The organism is Flavobacterium adhaerens (assembly GCF_040045115.1).
Classification (GTDB): Bacteria; Bacteroidota; Bacteroidia; order Flavobacteriales; family Flavobacteriaceae; genus Flavobacterium; species Flavobacterium adhaerens.
The window spans coordinates 289,311-311,333 of record NZ_JBDLZX010000006.1; the positions used below are offsets into that span (position 1 = coordinate 289,311).

Here is a 22,023-nt window from a genome sequence, read left to right on the forward strand (position 1 = left end):
AAACCAAAATAATTTCAATTAATCATGAAAACCTTCATTTATAGTCTTAGCTGTTTCCTTTTGACATCATTATCTTTATTGGCTCAAAAATCAACTTTTGATGTTGTTCCCTTGGGAGTAAAAGGCGGTCTTGACGAAACGAATCTTTCAGCTTATTTGATAGCCCCTACCAAATCTGATGCCTACATCTGTCTCGATGCAGGAACCATCAATGCGGGAATAGAAAAAGCCGTTGCAAATAATGTGTTTTCGGTTTCGGCTGGTGAAGTTCTTAGAAAATACATCAAAGGATACCTTATATCTCACGCACATCTAGACCATGTTTCTGGTTTGATTATCAACTCACCTGCCGATTCTTCAAAAACAGTTTATGCTACCAAAAAGTGTATGGAAATGATGGAAAACCACTATTTCAATGGTGAAACTTGGGCCAATTTTGGGGATCAAGGCCCTGGTTATCAAATAAAAAAATACCATTTTCAAACATTAGATTTTGATGAAGAGACGCAATTAACCAATACCACAATGACGGTAAAAGCATTTCCATTAACGCACGGGAAACCCTTTGAAAGTACAGCTTTTTTAATCAAAAACGGAGAAGATACCGTTCTCTATTTGGGTGATACTGGACCAGATGCTGTCGAAAAAAGCAATGATTTGAGTTCGCTATGGCAAACTGTTGCTCCTTTAGTAAAAGAAAAAAAATTAAAAGGAATTTTTATCGAAGTCTCGTTTCCAAATGAACAACCAGATAACAGTTTATACGGACATTTGACCCCAAATCATTTGATGAAAGAACTTAGCAAATTAGAAGAATTTACCGGAAAAGGAGCTTTGCAAAACCTTAAAATTATCGTTACGCATCGTAAACCTCCAACAAAAAACATTCAAAAAATTAAAGAGCAATTGAAAAAACAAAACAATTTAGAAGTTGATTTGATTTTTCCAGAACAAGGCAGACGCTTTGGTTTATAGTAATTACCATTTATGGAGTCTTAAACCTTTATTTTTTTTCCTTAATCAGATAAATGTAAACTGGAAAATGGTCGCTAAAACCAATTTCGGTTTGGGAGTGTCTTAACGGATAACCTTTGTATCTTCCCGATTTTTGAATTAAAAATGGTTTTTTATAAATTCCTGCTTTCCAAAATTGAAAACTCGAATAATCTTTTTGCAGCAATGTTTGGGATACAAGTATCTGATCAAAAATATCCCAGGCATCTCGAAAAGCAATTGTACCCATTCCTTTATTGGCCAATTCTTCAAAAGGGTTATAAATTCCTAATTGAGGAACATCTGCTATTTTCCCTTTTGTCCCTAATACTTTTTTTACACTCTTATTAAACGGACTATCATTTAAATCTCCCATGGTGATAATTTTGGCATTCGGATTAATGCGTTGTAATGAATCCATAATTTTTCGATTCAAAGCTCCAGCTGCTTCTCGAAACGGACTCGATTTTTTGGCTCCACCTGCTCGTGATGGCCAATGATTTACGATCAAATGAATCTCTTCACCGTTCAAAAAACCACTTACCAACAATTGGTCCCGAGTGTAAACTCTATTGTTTTTTAAATTAAACTGAACAACATCTTCAATTTCTAGATTTTCAGAACCATCTGTTTTTAATTCACCATCAATAGCGGATTTTTCTCTATAAATATGCAATGGAATATTGCTAAAACTAGTGGGTTGGAATTGTTTTTTTTGATACAAAAGTGCTACATCAATTCCGCGTTTATCAGGAGAATCAAAATGGATAATTCCATAATCTTTATCAATTAATTTGGGTTGTTGGATTAAATCTTCGAGAACAGTTCGGTTTTCAATTTCGGCTCCGCCAATAAATGTTGGAGCATTCGAATTTTCTCCAGAACCTATTTCAGACAAAACCCGAGCTAAATTTTCGAGTTTTTGATGGTACTTTTTAGAGTTCCAATGCTGATTACCCCTTGGTGTCCAATCCTCATCATTAATTGTAGGGTCATTAATCGTATCATAGCAATTTTCAAAATTATAAAATGCCAGAGTATGAATTACAAAGGATTTAGATTGGGCATTACCCTTTAAAATAAAAAACAATAAAAGGAGATAAATGCCTGCTTTTATAAACTTCATTATTATAATACTTTAGAGTTGCTATTCAGTAAATATAGTAATTTGATTACATTTATTTGTTGCCGTTTATAATTGCTTATCTTTGTTTTATACAAAATAAGTAGTCTATTAAATCATTTCTAAATGTACAAGCCACAAATTCATTTCAAAAATTACATCCAAAAACGAAGTACATTCTATTCGACAATTTTACTTATTTTTATTTTACAAACTATAAACTGTCAAGCTCAAACTACTATGATTACACCGCCTTATTTGCAAAAAGGAGATACTGTTGCGATTGTTGCAACAGCAAGAAAAAACATCGAAGATAACCTAAAACCAACATTAGATTTATTACATTCTTGGGGTTTAGAAGCTGTCATTGGGAGTTCAATAGGACTTAATTTAAATCAATTAGCAGGAACAGACGAACAGCGAGCTAAAGATTTTCAGGAGCAAATGGACAATCCTAATATAAAAGCAATTTGGTGTGTACGAGGTGGATATGGAACCGTAAGAATTGTTGATTTATTAGATTTTACCAAATTCAAACAAAATCCAAAATGGGTTATTGGTTTTAGTGATGTTACGGTTTTACACAATCATCTCAATACAATGGGATTCAAATCTATACATGGTACAATGCCTGTAAGCATAGCAAGAACAGCACCAGAATCTATCTCGTCTTTAAAAACAGCTCTGTTTGGCCAACCTTTATCCTACCATATAGATCCTTTTCCTATGAATCGTTTTGGTAAAGCCACAGGCGAATTGGTAGGCGGAAATTTATCCATTTTGTACAGCTTATTAGGCTCTAAATCGGCCATTGATTGTGACAACAAAATATTGTTTATAGAAGATTTAGACGAATATCTGTATCACATCGATCGCATGATGATGAACCTTAAACGAAATGGTTGCCTCGAGAGCATTCGAGGAATTATCGTTGGAGGAATGACAAAAATGAATGACAATGAAATTCCGTGGGGAAAAAATGCCAACCAAATTGTTCAAGAAGTAACCCAACAATATAATATTCCTATACTCTATAACTTTCCAGCAGGACATTTGCATGACAACAGAGCCTTAATCATGGGAAATACCGTGACATTAGAAGTAAATGAAAAAGGCGGTACGGTTGTTTTTGAGTAAAGAGAGCAGAATAAAGAGAACAGGATTATAAATTTGAAATAGTAGAAATACAAAAGTCTTTTCTCTTTCTTCTGTTATTTAAAATCGTTAATCCTCAATCTAAAATCTCAATGGCCGAACATAACGAGTTAGGAAAAAAAGGAGAAGAATTAGCCGTAGAATATCTGCAAAATCATGGCTATTCTATTCTGGAAACCAATTGGACTTTTCAAAAAGCCGAAATCGACATCATTGCACAAATCGACAATACCTTGGCCATAATAGAAGTTAAAACCCGCTCTTCTACAGCATTTGGATTGCCTCAAGATTTTGTCAAACCCAAAAAAATCCAACTTTTGGTAAAAGCCGTAGATGCATACGTAAATCAAAAAGATCTAGATCTAGATATTCGTTTCGACATTATTGCCATCACAGCAACCGTTATTCCTGCATTTTCAGATGAAAACAACAAAAAAACCTTTGAAATTGAACACCTTACAGATGCTTTTTTTCACTTTTGAAAAAATTTAACAATGTTATATTTGTAACAAAATGTTTTTTATGTATATTTGCATTGGATTTGCGCTCCTAAAACTAAGTAAAACTACGTAAAATAACTAACCGCTATGAAAACCGTTTCATCTATTGTCGAAAATTACATTAAAACAAAACCATTTTTACTTAACGCCTTATCGTTAGGAATTATTAATTTGACCTCTTTGTCGAGAAATATTATGACCGAATTAGAAAGTGAATTCGGCAAAGAAGTAAAACAAGGAGCTGTCGTGATGGCTCTAAAACGTTTAACCGAAGAACTTGATTTTCGACTCAACCACAAAATCAACAAAGTAATCAAAAATATTGGCGAAATAACAGTTCGTTCTGCTCTAACAGATTACACTTTTGCCGTTTCGGATACCGTATTAAACAAACAAGCCGATTTAATTAGCGATATCAATTCGTTACCAGATATTTTTTATACCTCCTCCAAAGGAGTAAACGAAACTAATATTGTAGTAAGCAATAGTGTAAATCATTTGGTTGAAAAACATTTTGCTGCCGAAAAACTAATTCAAAAACTAGAAAATCTAGCTTCGATTACCGTAAAATTGCCAAAAGAAAATATTGTGGTACCAGGTATTTACTATTTCATTTTTCAGCGTTTGGCTTGGGAAGGAATCATCATCAACGAAGTAATTTCGACTTCAAACGAATTCACCATTATGGTTAGCGAAGAAGAAGTTGATGTTGCTTTTAAAGTAATAAAAGATTTGAAAAATTAATATTCTCAACTAATAAATTTCAAATATAGCCCTTGTAAAAACAAGGGTTTTTTTATTGAAAATACAAAAGCTCTCGATTAAAACCGAGAGCTTTCAAAAAACTAAACTTAATTATTATGACATTAAACCTCTCCATAATAGGCTTTGCGAAGAATCTCTTCCATATCGGCTACTAGTGGCAAACGTGGATTTGCAGGAGTACATTGATCTTCAAAAGCATTCATAGCAATCGTATTGATATTCTCTAGCCATTGTTTTTCATCGACACCTTGCTCTTTAAAGCTCATTTTGATACCCACTTTCACCGCTAAATCATAACAAGCTTGAGCGTAAACTGTAGGTGCATCTTTTGGGCCTTTTGATGGTAATCCAAGAGCTTGGCAAATTTCAAAATATCTTTCGTCTGCTCTATAATTTGTGTATTTAGGCCATACTGAAAGTTTTCCAGGAACTTCACCGTTATAACGAATTACATAAGGCAATAAAATTGCGTTGGTACGTCCGTGCACAGTATGGAAAACCCCTCCAATTTTGTGAGCCATTGAGTGAGAAATTCCTAAAAATGCATTGGCAAAAGCCATTCCTGCCATAGTGGAAGCATTATGAATTTTATCACGTGCCTCATCATCATTGTGACCGTCTTTGTATGCTCTTTCGAGATATTTGAAAACCATTTTGATTGCTTGTAAAGCAAGTCCATCGGTATAATCACTGGCAACAATAGAAACAAAAGCCTCAGTAGCATGAGTCAACACATCCATTCCTGTATCTGCAGTAATAAAAGGAGGAACTGTTTTAGTTAATTCCGAGTCAATAATTGCTACCGTTGGTGTAAAGGCATAATCCGCCAATGGATATTTTATATTCTTTTTATGATCTGAAATTACCGCAAAAGGAGTTACTTCTGAACCAGTTCCGGAGGTTGTAGGAATACAAATTAATTTAGCTAAAGCTCCCAAATTAGGTATTTTCACGGCACGTTTTCGGATATCCAAGAATTTTTGTCTTACATCTTCAAAAGCAACTTCTGGTTGTTCGTACATCAACCACATTACTTTGGCAGCATCCATAGGTGAACCACCTCCAAGAGCAATAATAGTATCGGGTTTAAATTCTCTCATGGTTTCGGCACCTGCTTTTGCAGTTTCTATGCTTGGATCTGGCTCTACACTAGAGAAAATACGAACATCAACTTTGTTGTGTCTCATATTCAAAACATCAATGATTTTTTGAACAAACCCTAACTTAAGCATACTTAAATCAGTTACTATCATAACCTTATTTAGGTCTGGAATTGATTTTAGATATAAAATTGAATTGGGTTCGAAATAAATTTTCGAAGGTACTTTAAACCACTGCATATTATTGTTTCTCCTTCCGATTCGTTTAATATTAATAAGATTGAGTGCTCCTACATTGCCAGAAACCGAATTTCTACCGTATGAACCACATCCTAATGTTAATGATGGTAAGAACGAATTGTAAACATCTCCAATTCCTCCAAAAGTAGTTGGCGAATTCCAAATTACACGAATCGCTTTTACTTTAACCCCAAATTCTTTTGCAATGTTTTGGTCTTTTGTATGAATTGCTGCCGAGTGTCCTAAACCGTCGAACTCTACCATTTGCTCCGACAATTTGATTCCTTCTGCTGTTGAAACAGATTTTAATATTGCCAATACTGGAGAAAGTTTTTCTCGTGTCAAAGGCTCATTAACTCCCACTTCTGCAACTTCGGCAGCAATTATAACAATATCTTTAGGTACTGAGAAACCAGCTTGTTCTGCAATCCATTGAGGAGATTTCCCTACTACTGCCGAATTTAATTTTGCTCCAGAACAATTTAATCCATTTGCACACGAACCAAAAATAAATTCTTCTAATTGTTTTTTCTCCTTTTTATTTACAAAATATACATGAAGGCGTTTGAACTCTTCAATGGTTTCGTTATAAATTTCCGAGTCAATGATAGCCGCTTGTTCCGAAGCACAAATCATTCCCCAATCGAATGATTTTGACAAAACGATATCGTTTACTGCTTGTTTAATATCTGCGGTTTTTTCAATATAAGCAGGAACATTACCCGCACCAACTCCTAAAGCTGGTTTTCCGCAAGAATAAGCCGCTTTTACCATTGCATTTCCTCCAGTTGCCAAAATTGTAGAAACAATTGGATGATTCATCAAAGCATTTGTAGCCTCGATAGAAGGATACTCGATCCATTGAATACAATCTTCTGGAGCACCTGCGGCAATAGCGGCATCTCTAACAACAATTGCAGCAGCTTTAGAACATTGTTGTGCCGAAGGGTGAAAACCAAATATAATTGGGTTTCTGGTTTTTAATGAAATAATGGCTTTAAAAACTGTAGTCGAAGTTGGGTTCGTTGTTGGTGTAACTCCACAAATAACCCCAACAGGCTCAGCTATTTCCACTATACCGCTTATCGGATCTTCTCCAATTACCCCAACGGTTTTAACATTTTTTAGACGATTGGTAACATTTTCGGCAGCAAACATATTTTTAATGGCTTTATCTTCAAAAATACCACGTCCTGTTTCTTGTACCGCATGAAGAGCTAATTCTCCATGTTTGTCGATAGCAGCCACAGAGGCTTTTGCAACAATTCTATCTACTTGTTCCTGATCCAGTAATAAAAATTTCTGCAAGGCAACCTCAGCTTTTTTGGCGAGTTGATTTACATGATTCACTGCTTCAACAGAATTTCCAGGGACAGCTCCCACTACTTTAATGTCGCTTTTGATAGCTTCTGTTTGCTGTAAAACAGATTCAGCAACGCTCTTTAATTTTTCCATTTTTATCTATTTTAAAAAATATATCTACGTTTTTTGCTTTCATTTATAGTAAAATTACTAGTGTAAAAAACCAAAAAACATGATAAACATCATAAAATCAGAATCCTTAGGCAGTAAATATTAACGATAACGTTGTAAAATGAATTATTTTTTTTCAAATGTCTATTTTTCCAAAATTTCAATTGTTTTCGTAAAAAAATAAAATTGTTAAATTATTTTTTGAGTTGAAAAAAACAGATTAACAAAACATTGTTTGTAAGAAATATAACCTAAATACTTACTTAAACAAAAACATAAAAGTCCATATTTCGAATTTTAGAATGAAAAAATAGTTCGAAATCTCTATCAATCTATTCCAACACCTGCAAATGTGACACCTGGATTTACAATATTTTGTACTTCAGACTATCCAAAATTTATTTATCCTTAAATTTACACTTTCATTGCAAAAAGCTTCTGAGCATTCTTTACAAAATAAAACAGCTATGTTGTCCCCATCCTATCAAAAGTTAAAAGACCTTTTATCAACCACCATTGATTCCAAACGTATTTTAACCAATCCGTTGCAAACTCTTGCTTATGGAACCGATGCTAGTTTTTACAGGCTTATCCCAAAAATTGTAATCTTAGCGCACAACGAAACCGAAGTCATCGAAATCATCAGACAAGCCAAAAAATTGGATATTGCTTTGACTTTTCGGGCCGCAGGAACCAGCTTATCCGGACAGGCGATTACCGATTCTGTTTTAGTAGTTGCCACACATGGCTGGAAAAATTTTGAGCTTTTAGACAACAATCAAAAAATAAAATTGGAACCTGGAATTGTAGGGGCAAGAGCCAACACATTTTTAGCTCCACACGGATTAAAAATTGGCCCTGATCCTGCATCCATCGGAGCGGCAATGATAGGCGGAATTGTAGCCAACAACGCCAGCGGAATGTGTTGCGGTACGGCTCAAAACTCCTATCAAACCATAGCCGACATCCGAATTATTCTGCACGATGGAACACTGTTGGATACAGCAGATTCAAACAGTATTTCTGATTTTAAACAAAACCAAAAAGGCTTAATTCAGGAAATTGAAAACCTTAGGGATCAAATCAAGAACGATGAAACACTTTATCATCTCATCAAAAATAAATTCAAAATAAAAAACACCACAGGTTACAGTATTAATGCTTTGGTTGATTATGAAGACCCGATTGACATCATCAAACACTTGATGGTGGGTTCAGAAGGGACTTTGGCTTTTATATCCAATGTAACTTTCAAAACTGTTATTGACGAAAAATACAAGTCCTGTTCGTTACTGATTTTTAAAACGATTCAGGATGCCTGCAATGCTACTATTTTGTTAAAATCAGCTCCTGTTGCAGCGGTAGAATTATTGGATAGAGAATCCATCCGTTCGGTCGAAAATGATCCTGATGCTCCGGAATACTTCAAAACCCTACCCGAATCTGCTTGTGCTTTATTGGTCGAATGCCGTGATAATGATTTGACTATTTTAAATCAGAAACAAGACGAAATTCGGTTACAAATTCTGTCCATTCCAACCTATTCACATTATGAATTTACCCGCGATCCCAAAAAATATTATTTCAATTGGAAAGCCAGAAAAGGTTTGTTGCCAACCGTTGGGGGCTTGCGCAAAAACGGAACTTCGGTAATTATAGAAGATGTGGCTTTCCCATTACCGCAACTCGCAGAAGCAACTTTGGCTTTAAAGGATTTATTTAAAAAATACGAATACCATGATGCTGTCTTGTTTGGTCATGCTCTCGAAGGTAATTTGCATTTGGTATTTTCTCAGGATTTTTCGAACCAAACCGAAGTCGATCGTTATGAAAAATTAATGTCCGAATTGGCAATTTTGGTAGTTGATCGCTTCAACGGCTCCTTAAAAGCCGAACACGGAACTGGCCGCAATATGGCTCCTTTTGTAGAAAAAGAATGGGGCGTTACCGCCTACCAAATCATGAAGCGTATCAAAACTATTTTTGATCCAAACAACAAAATCAATCCCGATGTTTTAATCAATCCCGACCCAAAAGCACATCTCAAAAACCTAAAACCAATGCCCGAATCCCACGCCATTGTGGATAAATGTATGGAATGTGGATTTTGTGAACCGCATTGCGTTTCCGAAGGTTTGACATTATCTCCAAGACAGCGTATTGTGATTGCCAGAGAAATCAGCCGATTGGAAGAAAATAAAGAAGATCTACAGCGATTAACCGAAATTAAAAAAGATGTGACATATCAATTAGACGAAACTTGTGCAACTGATGGATTATGTGCTTTGGCTTGTCCTGTATATATCGATACTGGTAAATTTGTAAAAGAATGGCGTGCCAATAAAGTAAGCAATTCCGACAAAAAAACAGCTGCTTACATTGGTTCACACATGGCTCAAACCACAGCTGGAATGCGTTTTGGATTAGGATTCATTTCAGGTTGTCACAATCTTTTCGGAACCCAAATAATGACGTTATTATCCAATGGTTTTCATTTTATCAGTTTTGGAAAAATACCAAAATGGATTCCCGAAATGCCAAAAGGAGCTAACAAAATAAATACTCATCAACAACAATAAAATGAATACCTCTTCTGATTTAAAAGTCGTTTACTTTCCTTCCTGCATCAACAGGAGTATGGGAAAAAATAGTTTTCAGAGTGCTGATGATTTACAATTGACTGCACTTACCCATCAACTATTAAAACGAGCTGGTTTTACTATCATTTATCCTGAATCTGTTGATAATCTTTGTTGTGGAATGCCTTTCTCTAGTAAAGGTTTTACCGAAACCAATCATACCCAATCTCAGACTTTGGAAACAGCACTTTTAAAAGCATCCGAAAACGGAAAATATCCCATTTTATATGACATGAGTCCATGTTTTCACCATTCGAAAGAAGAATTTTCGACAGCCTTACAAATCGTTGATCCTATTGAATTCATACTGGATTATGTGATGCCGCATTTGACAATAAAAAATAAAAAGGAAACCATAACTGTTTTTCCGGTTTGTTCGGTAAAAAAAATTGCAAAAACAGAACAATTACTTGCTTTATCCCAACTATGTGCCGAGAATGTTACTCTTATCGATAGTAATTGTTGTGGTTTTGCTGGTGACCGAGGTTTCCTGATTCCGGAATTAAGCGAACACGGATTGCGAGAATTAAAAGCCCAAATTCCAACTCAATGTAACGAAGGTTTTTCTACCAGCAGAACCTGCGAAATCGGCTTGGAAAAAATGAGCGGAATCGACTTTAAATCTATTTTTTATTTGGTGGAGGAAGTGACGAGGTAAACGCTCTTAAAAGTAACATTGAACAACCTGACATTATATAAACTCCTTAAAATTAATTCATCAATTTTTAACAGTTTATATTTTAGAAAATTTTGTTTTGGATAAAAACTACTAACCTACAACTATATTTTTTTTAGACCTTAACTGATATACTGTTGAAAACTAGCGAAATAAACTGGTAGGGTTGCAAATCGATTTCTTTATTATTGTTTTATATATTTGCCAAAAATTTTGAGATTAATCTTTACGCATATTACTATATAGCAAAGCCACAAAGACTCCAAAGATTTAATTCATACTTTTTTCTTGTTTAAATTAATTGTATGGTTGTTTAAATTTTTAATACTTCGAAACTATTTGTCTTTGTGTGTCTTTGCTTTCTTTTTGTTCTTATCCATCTACACAAAAACTCTTCTTACTATTTTTCGAAAGTCATTAAACTAATCCTTACTTTTTCTCATCAACCTCTTTTATTTGGTCGAGTATGTTAGTCTGATTTGGAGAAATATGATTTTTAGCTTCAATCACGTTTTCCTTTCTAAAAAGTAAATCCAACGCAGTATATAACTTCAATAAAACATCTCTATCCTCTTTCTTCATTTCTACAGCTCTATTAAAATCAAATACATAATTATTAGAATTACGAACTTCTACTTTAATTGTTTTAGGTGTGATTTTAAATTTAACTATATCCATAAATTTTACATTTTGACATTCTCGTATATTTTGGTATTACTTTGGTAAGGTATGGCCTCAGGTTCTTGTCTCTTTTGGCATACAATTTAATAAAATCAAATTATTTTTCTCCTCCTAATAATTGCATCATTTCCAAAGCTACTCGAGTAGATTTTACATTATCAAAAGTTAGCAAAAGTCGTAAACCAGCAGGCGTTTGTTTCTCTTTCATCACGCAAATAGAACTGTGCGTTTGTACAAATTGTATCACTTTATGAAAACGTTGCGATTGGTAATAATCCGATTGTTGATCGGAAACGAAATACCCAATCATTTTGCCTTTTTTCATCACCAATTTTTCGATTCCAATTCGAGATGCGATCCATTTGATACGGACACTGTTCATCAGGGCAAGTGCTCTTGGTGGCATTGGACCAAAACGGTCAATGAGTTTATTTTGGAAAATAATTAGTTCGTCTTCGTTTTTTACTTCTGCCAATTCATTGTACAAACTCAAGCGCTCAGTGACATTATTGATGTATTCATCGGAAAACAATAACTCAAAATCAGTATCGATTTGAAGGTCTTTTACATATTCTTTGGTTTCGATATTGTTTTCTTCTGGATAAAGCTCTTTGAATTCGTTTTCTTTCAACTCTTCAATAGCTTCGTTCATAATTTTTTGATAGGTGTCAAATCCAATGTCATTAATGAATCCGCTTTGTTCTCCTCCCAACAAATCTCCAGCACCACGAATTTCGAGATCTTTCATCGCGATGTTCAAACCGCTTCCGAGTTCGCTAAATTGCTCCAAAGCCTGAATTCTCTTTCTCGCATCCTCAGTCATGTGCGAATAAGGTGGACAAATGAAATAACAAAATGCCTTCTTGTTGCTTCGTCCTACACGTCCGCGCATCTGATGCAAATCTGACAATCCAAAATTGTTGGCGTTATTGATGAAGATGGTATTGGCGTTAGGTACATCTAACCCACTCTCGATAATAGTTGTGGCTACCAAAACATCGAATTCACCATTCATAAATCCTAACATTAACTCCTCTAGTTTAGCACCATCCATTTGCCCGTGACCAATCCCTACTCTTGCATTGGGCACCAAACGTTGAATCATTCCGGCAATTTCCTTGATGTTTTCAATTCTATTATTGATAAAGAAAACTTGTCCGTTGCGCTGAATTTCATACGAAATCGCATCGCGAATCAATTCCTCATTAAAACCAACCACGTTAGTCTCTATAGGATATCTATTTGGCGGAGGTGTCGTAATCACGGATAAATCGCGCGCTGCCATTAACGAAAACTGCAGGGTTCTCGGAATCGGAGTTGCAGTCAAAGTCAAGGTATCGACATTGGCCGCAATGGTTTTCAGTTTGTCTTTTACATTCACGCCAAACTTTTGTTCTTCGTCAACAATCAATAAACCAAGGTCTTTGAAAACCACATTTTTGTTAACCAATTGATGCGTTCCGATAACAATATCAAGTTTGCCTTCGGCTAAATCTTTTATAGTTTGTGCTTTTTGTTTGGCAGTTCTAAATCGGTTTAAATATCCAATTGTAACCGGCATATCTTTCAAACGTTCGCTAAAAGTACGATAATGTTGGTAAGCCAAAATCGTAGTCGGAACCAAAACCGCCACTTGTTTGCTATTATCAACTGCCTTGAAGGCGGCACGAATGGCTACTTCGGTCTTTCCAAAACCAACATCTCCACAAACCAAACGATCCATCGGACGCTCACTTTCCATATCGGCTTTAACTTCCTGAGTCGATTTGATTTGATCTGGAGTATCTTCATAAAGAAATGAACTTTCCAACTCGTTTTGCAGATAACTATCAGGGGCAAATTGGAATCCTTTTTCCAATCTGCGTTTCGCATACAACTGAATCAAATTGAATGCAATATGCTTTACCCTTGCTTTGGTTTTTTGTTTTAAAGTCTTCCAGGCACTCGATCCTAATTTGTAAATCTTAGGTGGTGTTCCGTCTTTACCGTTATATTTCGAGATTTTGTGTAGCGAATGAATACTCACATACACAATATCGTTGTCGGCGTAAACCAGTTTGATTGCTTCCTGAGTTTTACCCTCGACTTGTATTTTTTGCAATCCGCCAAACTTCCCGATTCCGTGATCGATATGTGTTACATAATCTCCTACCGATAAAGAGGTAAGTTCTTTTAGGGTTAAATTCTGTTTCTTAGAATACCCATTTTTGATGCTAAATTTATGATAACGTTCAAAAATTTGGTGGTCTGTATAACAAACTATTTGATTTTCCTGATCGATAAAACCTTGATACAAAGGCAATACAATCGTCTTATACTGCTTGCGAATATTCTCAGAATTAACCTCGTCTAAAGATTCAAAAATATCGTGAAAACGCTTGGTCTGTGCTTCGTTCGAACAAAATAAATAATTTTGATATCCGTTAAAATGATTGTCACTCAAATTATTCATCAACAAATCAAATTGCTTGTTGAAAGACGGTTGTGGCTGAATATGGAATTCGAATATTTTGTTAGTTTTAAAAACAGCTTTTGAACTAAATTCAACCACCGAAAAGTCTAAAGCTCTCTTTACAAAAGACTTTTGATTGATAAACAATTGTTCTGGTGTAGCGTGTTTGATGTCTTTGGATAATTTTTCAAAAGCTTCTTCAGCTTTGCTAAATTGCTTATCCAATTCGTATAAAAGATTCTCTGTGTTTTGAAGAAACAAAACTGTTTTTTCATTGATATAATCTAAAAAACTCTCTCTATTTTCCTGAAATACTTTGTTCTCAACATTTGGGATAATAGTGATTTTGTTTTGCTTTTCTAACGACAATTGCGAAGCAACGTCAAAGGTTCGGATACTATCGACTTCGTTTCCAAAAAACTCTATTCGATACGGATTATCATTCGAAAACGAAAAAACATCGACAATTCCACCACGAACCGAAAATTCACCAGGTTCGGTAATAAAATCAACTCTCTTGAATTCGTATTCGAACAAAACTTCATTCAAAAAATCAATCGATATTTTGTCACCAACGGTAACTTTCAAAGTGTTTTTGTCTAAATTTTGACGCGTTACTACTTTTTCAAAAAGGGCTTCGGGATACGAAACAATTACGGCTGGTTTTTGGCGGGAATTTATTCTATTGAGTACTTCGGAACGAAGCAAAACATTGGCATTATCCGTTTCTTCTATTTGATAAGGACGACGAAAAGACCCTGGGTAAAACAACACATCTTGTTCGCCAATCATTTGTTCTAGATCGTTCAGGTAATAAGCCGCCTCTTCTTTATTGTTTAAAACTACCAAAAAAGGAAGTTCTGCATTTTTAAAAAGGGCTTGAATTACAAACGAAACAGAAGAACCCAAAACGCCTTGCAAATGCATTTTTATTGGATTATTTCCCTGTAAACTGGCTACAATTTGAGCCGTTTTTGGAGAAGCATTATAAACTGAATATATGGTTTCCTTACTCAACTTTTACTTCATTTGGTTTTTTTATTCCGTTTGGATTTTTTTGATTCATCATACTACTTGGATTTCCTGGTAGTATCGGGCTAGCTCCTGGAATGGCTCTAGCTGTATCTTGTATCATTTGTAGCAACTCAGACTCTCCAGTTTCCATAGGAATTTTACTTTTTTCGACAATTTTATCCATTTGTCTTTGCAAAGAAACCAACTCAATATTGATTTCGCCTACCAATTTTACCACTTTCTTATCGGATATATCCGTAAGGTTAATGTACAAATCCAACATCCTAACTTGTGTAATCAAAGTAGCAATTCTACTTCTAATTTGTGGCGTGTTAAATTGTGCTGGGATATTAATATTTAGAGCCATAGCTTTGGTTGATAACACTTTGGCTTTCTTTTGAAATTCTGTGATTTTTTTCTTGGGCTTACGGGCTAACTCTTCCATAAATTCACGCCACTGTTGCCAAGTAGCAATATTGGCCTCTGAAGTTTCATTTATGGGTGTGTCAAAAAAATTCCAACCTTTATCTATATTGGTCAAAATTAATTCTCTTTTTTTTGCATCTCTTTGTTGGTCAGCCAAACGTTTTTCGTCATTATTGTTGCAGGAGAACTGCATCAAAATCACCAAAAAAAGTAGCACTAATTTATTATTCATTTCCAAATTATTTGAAGGACAAAGTTACAAAGTAAATTTACAATGGCAATTACAATACCTACGGCAATTTTGTTAGCGAAAAGGATAAAAAACCATCCGTTTTCCATTTGATTTCAACCAAACCACACAATACTCAATATTAATATATTCTCTAAATTAATGCTGTTTTTTTAAAACATATTTAAAAAATAGCTGGTTTTGTTTTGTCTATTTACGAAATCGTTATATTTGTAGCTTAAAAACAACTGTGATGAATCCAAAAATTTTAATAATAGGTGCTTGTGGCCAAATTGGTACCGAATTAACCCATCGGCTACGTGCTCTTTATGGTACCGATAATGTCATTGCATCAGATATTCGAAAACTCAATAATGAGGTGGTCAATTCGGGTCCATTCGAAGTGGTCAATGCCTTAGACTTTAATCAAATCGAACATTTGGTAGAACTGCACCAAATAACAGATGTTTATCTAATGGCAGCTTTGTTATCGGCAACAGCCGAAAAAAACCCAGCCTTTGCTTGGGATTTGAATATGAATTCACTTTTCCATGTCTTGAATTTGGCCAAAGCTGGAAAAATAAAAAAGATATTTTGGCCTTCGAGTATTGCTGTTTTTGGCCCTACAACTCCCAAAGAAAACACTCCACAATATACGATAATGGAACCTTCAACCGTATATGGAATTAGCAAACAAGCTGGTGAAAGATGGTGTGAATATTATCACACTCATTTTGGGGTAGATATTCGTAGTATTCGCTATCCTGGATTAATTAGCTGGACAACAGAACCTGGAGGTGGCACAACCGATTATGCCGTTGATATTTACCACAAAGCTCTTAGCGAAGGAAAATACGAATGCTTTTTAAGCTCTGAAACTAAAATGCCAATGATGTATATGGATGATGCCATTGCTGCTACGATTAATATCATGAAAGCTCCAAGCGAACAAATTAAAATTCGCTCTTCATACAATTTGACAGCTATGAGTTTTACACCCTCAGAAATCGCTTCCGAAATCAAGAAACATATTCCAGAATTAGAAGTAACATACAATCCAGACTTTCGCCAAATCATTGCCGATAGCTGGCCAGCCAGTATTGATGATCGTAATGCCCGCGAAGACTGGGGTTGGAATCATCAATTTGATTTAAAAACAATGACGATCGAAATGCTAAAAAACCTTTGTCCAAAATACCAAACCAATTCTGCTGATTAAAACATTTTGGTAAATACCTTTAGAGAAAGAGAGCTCTTCCGACATCAGGCAAAGCTCTCTTTTTTAAAATAATTCCCTCACTCAAAAACATAACCAAATCCTACAACCTCAACAAAAAAGGTCTCCTAAATTTCGATTTTGTATCAACCATCTCGATTGCTTATTTCATCAAACATACTCTTTATAGCAATTTGGTAAATAAAACTATTTAAAAAATAATTTGCTAAATTATCTCTATTGATTTTTGCTAATTCTACAAACCATTTTACAAGGGTTTTCGCTAAATTGCATATAGAATCAAATCAGTAAGAATATGTCAGAAAAAGATATAGAAAAAAACGCTGAAAGAGCAAGATTAGGACAAAGAACCGACAACAAAGGTTGGAAAAAATGGGGGCCTTATCTAAGCGAAAGACAGTGGGGAACCGTTCGAGAAGATTACTCTCAAAACGGCTACGCTTGGGGAAGCACCACTCATGACATGGCTAGATCCAAAGCGTATCGTTGGGGCGAAGAAGGTATTGGTGGTATTTCAGACAATAAACAACACGTTTGTCTAGCATTTGCATTTTGGAACCACAAAGACAGAATTCTAAAAGAGCGGCTATTTGGTTTAACACCATCCGAATCCAATCATGGTGAAGATGTAAAAGAAATTTATTACTACCTAGATGCTACCCCAACGCATTCGTATCAAAAAATGCTGTATAAATACCCTCATGCAGCCTTCCCTTATGAAAAATTAATAGAAGAAAGCAAGAAACGAAGCCGTCAGGAATCCGAGTATGAATTGCTCGATACTGGTGTTTTTGATAAAGACGAATACTTTGACATCACAATAGAATATGCTAAAGCAGAGGAACAAGATATTTTAATGAAAATTACTGTAGAAAATCGTTCCAAATTACCAGCTCCTATTTCGGTATTACCCACCATTTGGTTCCGAAATACCTGGAGTTGGGGATACGAAAACTACAAACAGAAACCCACACTTACTGGTATAAACAAATCTCACATTCATGTCGAGCACCGATTGGTTGGAAACTTTAATTTGTATGCCGAAAATGCTAAAGAACTTTTGTTTTGCGATAATAAAACAAACTTCGAAAAATTATACAAATCACCGCCACAATCTCCTTATGCCAAAGACGGAATTAACGATTATATCATTCATAAAAAAAGTAGTGTAAATCCTGAAGCTACAGGAACAAAAGCTGCCATTCATTATGAAGAAATTATTCCAGCACATGGTAAAAAAGAATTCCGCATCCGATTTACCAATACCACGCCAAAGGATCCATTCGATGATTTTGAGGTTATATTCAAAAAAAGAATTGAAGAAGCCGATGCGTTTTATAACGAAATCCAGAAAGGAATCAAAGACGAAAAATTAAAATCGATTCAACGTCAAGCCTACGCTGGAATGCTTTGGACCAAACAATGGTATTACTACAATGTATTCGAATGGCTAAAAGGAGATCCCTCGACCCCAAAACCAGAAATAGCTAGAAAAGAAGGACGAAACAGTACTTGGAAACACATGTACACCTCCAATATCCTCTCTATGCCTGATAAATGGGAATATCCATGGTTTGCAGCTTGGGACTTGGCTTTTCATACCTTGCCTTTGGCACGTTTGGATCCTGATTTTGCCAAAAGACAATTAGTAGTCATTTTACGCGAGTATTATATGCATCCCAACGGACAAATTCCTGCTTATGAATGGTCTTTTTCGGATGTAAATCCTCCTGTGCATGCTTGGGCTACTTGGAAAGTTTATGAAATTGATAAAGAAGCTAATTCGGGCAATGGAGATACCGTTTTTTTAGAACGTGTTTTTCACAAACTATTACTCAACTTTACTTGGTGGGTCAATCTAAAAGACAAAAACGGGCAAAATATCTTTGGCGGTGGATTCTTAGGTATGGATAATATTGGAGTGTTCGATCGCTCTGCCGATTTGCCTACAGGAGGACATCTCGAGCAAGCAGATGGTACAGGCTGGATGGCAATGTATTGTTTGAACATGCTTCGAATTGCCTGTGAAATATCTCTGAAAAACCCTGTATATCAAGACATGGCCTCCAAGTTTTTCGAACATTTTCTTCACATTTCGGGAGCTATGCAATCACTCGGAGACAACAAAGTAAAACTTTGGGACGAACACGATGAATTTTATTACGATATGCTTCACAAGCAAAATGGCGATGCCGAATCGCTAAAAATTCGTTCAATGGTCGGTCTAATTCCTTTGTTCGCTGTCGAAGTTTTAACACCAGAATTACTAGAAAAATTGCCCATTTTTAGAAGAAGAGTAGAATGGGTTCTAAAAAACCGTCCCGACTTGGCCAGTTTGGTTTCGAGCTGGTACACACACGGAAAAGGGGAAACACGATTACTCTCTACACTTAGAGGTCATCGCATGAAAATGATACTCAAACGCATGTTTGACGAAAATGAGTTTTTGTCTAATTATGGTGTACGATCGCTGTCTAAATACCACAAAGAGCATCCCTACAAATTCACTTTTGAAGGCGGTATTATTCAAGTAGATTATACTCCTGCAGAAGCAACAGGTGATATGTTTGGGGGGAATTCTAATTGGAGAGGCCCTATTTGGTTTCCGATGAATTATTTGATTTTGGACTCATTAGAGAAATTTTATGACTATTATGGCCCAGACTTTAAGGTTGAATACCCTACTAATTCTGGCCAATTGATTACTCTAAAAGAAGCAGCTTCTGGTGTTGCTGAACGATTATTAGCCTTGTTTGTTCCTGGTTCTGATACAAAAATTCCGATGTACGGTGAGTACCAAAAGTTTCAAGAAGATCCCCTTTTTAATAAGAATCATTTGTTTTTTGAATATTTTGATGGAGACACTGGTAAAGGCTTAGGAGCCAACCACCAAACGGGATGGACAGGGCTTATTTCTGAAATTATTAAGCATTTATACGGAAAAGAATAACAATTGTTTTTTGCAAATATATGCTTCATTATAGACAAAAGTAATCCCCTCTTCTAAAAGGTTTTTATCTTAGAAGAGGGGATATTTTCATTTTAGTTCCAATTTTACACCTGCTCTTGTTTGGTCATAGAACAAAATCAGTCCAGTAGGTTTTGCACCGGCAGGAATTGTAAATTTATCATCTTCCGAAAGTTTTGTTTCTTCTGGTGCTGCGTTAACATATACTGAATTTGGTGCAATTTTATTTCCGTTGTCTAATTCAAGTCTAAAATCAGATGTCCCAAATCCGATAGAATTACCTCCAATAGCATTTTTATTTGTTAATTCTATTTTATAAGTTAGTTCAATTCCTGCCGATGTCCCATCAGGATTGGATAAATCGACTGCCTTTATATCTTTTATTTTCACAGATGTTTCCTTCTTTTTCCCTAATAGTACAGATTCAGGTGTTGCTGTAACCACATAGGTTTTAGGTTCTGCAATAGGCACTGCGCTTTCGGTAGTACTTTCGGTAGTAGCTTCTGAACTAGTTGTGTCGGCTTCTTGTTGATCCTTCTTACAAGAATAAGTTGTCAAAATTGCCGATAACGTTCTCACGCTACAAGCAGTTTGGGATTAAATCAGCTTTATCTTTCGGATTTGCCAAATCTTCCAAATACAAACCAATTTTTCCATTAAACCAAATGCCCAAATTGCTTGTAGCGTGTGTTAGCGGTCGTGCTTTGTAAACGTCATTCTTGTTGTCAGCTCTATTTACATTCTGCTAAACAATGTGGATATCTTCGAATTTCAATGACTTTTTATACTGTATAATTGTCATCTGTATTCCAAATACTGTTTCTATTTCACTTTCATCACTGCTGGCGGTGTCCAGCTATCATTTAAAACTCTGTCTTCGGGCCAGTAACATCTTACATACAGTGAGAATATTCCTTTTGGCGCTGGCAGCCAGTTGCTTTTTTTACTTTCTTTCGGAGCTGTATGCTGCACATACAATGTGAGTGAACCATCTGCATTGTATTGCAGGTTTTTATTTTTTGTACCGAGTGAATAACGGTTAAGCACATTGGATTCAAAAAAATGTTCGGCATTATATAAAGTGAGTGACCAGAAACCTTTTACTGGTGGCACTTCGCCTTTTGCAAATGTTACGGTGTATTTATTGTTACCGTTGAGACGGGTTCCTTTTTCATCCAGATCCTGATAGAAATATTTTGTTTCATTTGGTTTGTTCACAAAAATGTTTGCCTTGGCGCAGGAAGCCCTTGTGAGATAATCCACTCCAAACTGTGCGCCGTTGCTTTGCGTTGTCCAATTGTTTTTTATAGGATATCCCACATTTACAAATTGCAATAAAGGTGTTATGAGGTTTTGTTCAGCTTCAACAGCTGCCTTCTTCGCTACTTCTTTTAATTTGGGATTTTTGTTTATTGCATCCAGCAGGCTGTTTATCTGTGCATACAGAGCTTCTTCTCCTGCCTGAGGTGGCACTTCTTTTATTATGTCGGGTAGCTGGTCAAAAAAGGTTTCAGGTTTCACCCATTTTGTTTCACCTCCTCCGGAATTATTCGGTGGTGTACTCTTTGTTTTCTTCCAATCTACTATTTTCATCTTGCCATCAAACTCACTAAGCGGGTACTGATTGATTTGATTAATCAACGGTTGCACGGCTTCTTTATCGGCCGGATCATCTGATTGAAAAACTCGGGGAAGAATAAGGCCATATCTTGTAGGGCATCTAAGTACTCCGGTAATGCCATCGGGAACCTTGCCTTTCCAGTCTTTGCCTACTACGAGGTAAAAGCCAGGTTTCGTGTTATACATTTTTCCCAATTTGGCAAAGCCATCGGTACGTTCATCGCTAACCTGATACACCCAAAAGCGTTCGCCAAAATCTGGCACTTGTAATACGGTAGGTTCTTTTTGCGTATCAAATGGACCAACCCCATATACTACATCTTGGTTAGGGCAGGCAATTACTCTTTGTTCCGGCTTAATATAATCGTTCAGCAAACACAAGCGACCGATTGGAGCCGTGGGTATTACGCCACCAACATATATGGGTTCTTTCACATCGCTTAGCAGTGTTACCCTGTTGTGAACATTGACTAACGGCCAGGCCCACAAGTAAATAACTTTTGTTATGCTTTTTACATATTCTTCTGTCATCACCGTGTTAGGAATTGGTCCGGCTGGCAATACTGTTCTTACATCACTTGTTGATGGATTTGTAACAGTAGTATCGCCTGCCGAAGCGCTTTCTGTTTTTGTGTTTTGATTGCAGGCTGCAATCCCGATAGCTACCAGCAGCAGTATTATCGCAATCAATGGAAGAAAGTTCTTTTTCATATTTTTATTTTTAAACAATAC

Annotated in this window: 15 protein-coding genes; 8 read left to right on the forward strand and 7 right to left on the reverse strand. The window is 35.8% G+C overall.

Features of this window, described 5'->3' with window-relative positions; all coding sequences use genetic code 11:
* Window positions 1–24 precede the first annotated feature (24 nt).
* Window positions 25–975: an MBL fold metallo-hydrolase gene (locus ABEB18_RS10710; protein WP_348799299.1), complete on the forward strand. Its 951-nt coding sequence runs from the start codon at window positions 25–27 to the stop codon at window positions 973–975.
* A 28-nt stretch (window positions 976–1,003) separates the two neighbouring features.
* Here the strand turns inward: ABEB18_RS10710 and ABEB18_RS10715 are convergent, their stop codons facing one another.
* Window positions 1,004–2,119, reverse strand: coding sequence for an endonuclease/exonuclease/phosphatase family protein (locus tag ABEB18_RS10715; RefSeq protein ID WP_348799300.1), 1,116 nt, complete (start codon window positions 2,117–2,119; stop codon window positions 1,004–1,006).
* A 237-nt stretch (window positions 2,120–2,356) separates the two neighbouring features.
* Between ABEB18_RS10715 and ABEB18_RS10720 the strand changes: the two genes are divergently transcribed.
* The 3 genes from ABEB18_RS10720 to ABEB18_RS10730 all read left to right on the forward strand — a co-directional run bounded on the left by ABEB18_RS10720 (window position 2,357) and on the right by ABEB18_RS10730 (window position 4,515).
* Window positions 2,357–3,253, forward strand: coding sequence for a S66 peptidase family protein (locus ABEB18_RS10720; protein WP_348799322.1), 897 nt, complete (start codon window positions 2,357–2,359; stop codon window positions 3,251–3,253).
* 110 nt (window positions 3,254–3,363) lie between these two features.
* The gene (locus ABEB18_RS10725) at window positions 3,364–3,753 is read left to right on the forward strand and encodes a YraN family protein (protein ID WP_348799301.1); all 390 of its coding nucleotides are present in this window, start codon (window positions 3,364–3,366) and stop codon (window positions 3,751–3,753) included.
* 105 nt (window positions 3,754–3,858) lie between these two features.
* Window positions 3,859–4,515: an aspartate kinase gene (locus ABEB18_RS10730; RefSeq protein WP_348799302.1), complete on the forward strand. Its 657-nt coding sequence runs from the start codon at window positions 3,859–3,861 to the stop codon at window positions 4,513–4,515.
* 122 nt (window positions 4,516–4,637) lie between these two features.
* Here the strand turns inward: ABEB18_RS10730 and adhE are convergent, their stop codons facing one another.
* A complete protein-coding gene (gene adhE, locus ABEB18_RS10735; RefSeq protein WP_348799303.1) occupies window positions 4,638–7,331 on the reverse strand; it encodes a bifunctional acetaldehyde-CoA/alcohol dehydrogenase in 2,694 nt (897 codons plus the stop codon).
* Window positions 7,332–7,816: 485 nt separating this feature from the next.
* On the opposite strand from adhE, the gene ABEB18_RS10740 reads away from it, so the two are divergent.
* Both ABEB18_RS10740 and ABEB18_RS10745 read left to right on the forward strand, forming a co-directional pair.
* Window positions 7,817–9,928 (forward strand): FAD-binding and (Fe-S)-binding domain-containing protein, encoded by a 2,112-nt coding sequence (locus ABEB18_RS10740; protein WP_348799304.1) that lies wholly within the window; start codon window positions 7,817–7,819, stop codon window positions 9,926–9,928.
* A 1-nt stretch (window position 9,929) separates the two neighbouring features.
* The gene (locus ABEB18_RS10745) at window positions 9,930–10,646 is read left to right on the forward strand and encodes a heterodisulfide reductase-related iron-sulfur binding cluster (protein ID WP_348799305.1); all 717 of its coding nucleotides are present in this window, start codon (window positions 9,930–9,932) and stop codon (window positions 10,644–10,646) included.
* 447 nt (window positions 10,647–11,093) lie between these two features.
* Here ABEB18_RS10745 and ABEB18_RS10750 read toward each other — a convergent pair whose 3' ends face one another.
* The 3 genes from ABEB18_RS10750 to ABEB18_RS10760 form a co-directional block, all read right to left on the reverse strand.
* Window positions 11,094–11,342, reverse strand: coding sequence for a hypothetical protein (locus tag ABEB18_RS10750; RefSeq protein WP_348799306.1), 249 nt, complete (start codon window positions 11,340–11,342; stop codon window positions 11,094–11,096).
* 100 nt (window positions 11,343–11,442) lie between these two features.
* Window positions 11,443–14,724, reverse strand: a complete 3,282-nt coding sequence (gene mfd, locus ABEB18_RS10755; RefSeq protein WP_438861443.1) for a transcription-repair coupling factor — start codon at window positions 14,722–14,724, stop codon at window positions 11,443–11,445.
* A gap of 82 nt (window positions 14,725–14,806) precedes the next feature.
* The gene (locus tag ABEB18_RS10760) at window positions 14,807–15,469 is read right to left on the reverse strand and encodes a hypothetical protein (protein ID WP_348799308.1); all 663 of its coding nucleotides are present in this window, start codon (window positions 15,467–15,469) and stop codon (window positions 14,807–14,809) included.
* Between the two features lie 250 nt (window positions 15,470–15,719).
* Here ABEB18_RS10760 and ABEB18_RS10765 point away from each other — a divergent pair, with 250 nt between their 5' ends.
* Both ABEB18_RS10765 and ABEB18_RS10770 read left to right on the forward strand, forming a co-directional pair.
* Window positions 15,720–16,685 (forward strand): L-threonine 3-dehydrogenase, encoded by a 966-nt coding sequence (locus ABEB18_RS10765; protein WP_348799309.1) that lies wholly within the window; start codon window positions 15,720–15,722, stop codon window positions 16,683–16,685.
* 313 nt (window positions 16,686–16,998) lie between these two features.
* Window positions 16,999–19,653, forward strand: coding sequence for an MGH1-like glycoside hydrolase domain-containing protein (locus ABEB18_RS10770; protein ID WP_348799310.1), 2,655 nt, complete (start codon window positions 16,999–17,001; stop codon window positions 19,651–19,653).
* 87 nt (window positions 19,654–19,740) lie between these two features.
* Here ABEB18_RS10770 and ABEB18_RS10775 read toward each other — a convergent pair whose 3' ends face one another.
* Window positions 19,741–20,250: a hypothetical protein gene (locus ABEB18_RS10775; protein ID WP_348799311.1), complete on the reverse strand. Its 510-nt coding sequence runs from the start codon at window positions 20,248–20,250 to the stop codon at window positions 19,741–19,743.
* Window positions 20,251–20,493: 243 nt separating this feature from the next.
* Complete coding sequence (locus tag ABEB18_RS10780) at window positions 20,494–22,002, reverse strand: DUF1254 domain-containing protein (RefSeq protein WP_348799312.1); 1,509 nt, start codon at window positions 22,000–22,002, stop codon at window positions 20,494–20,496.
* Window positions 22,003–22,023 lie beyond the last annotated feature (21 nt).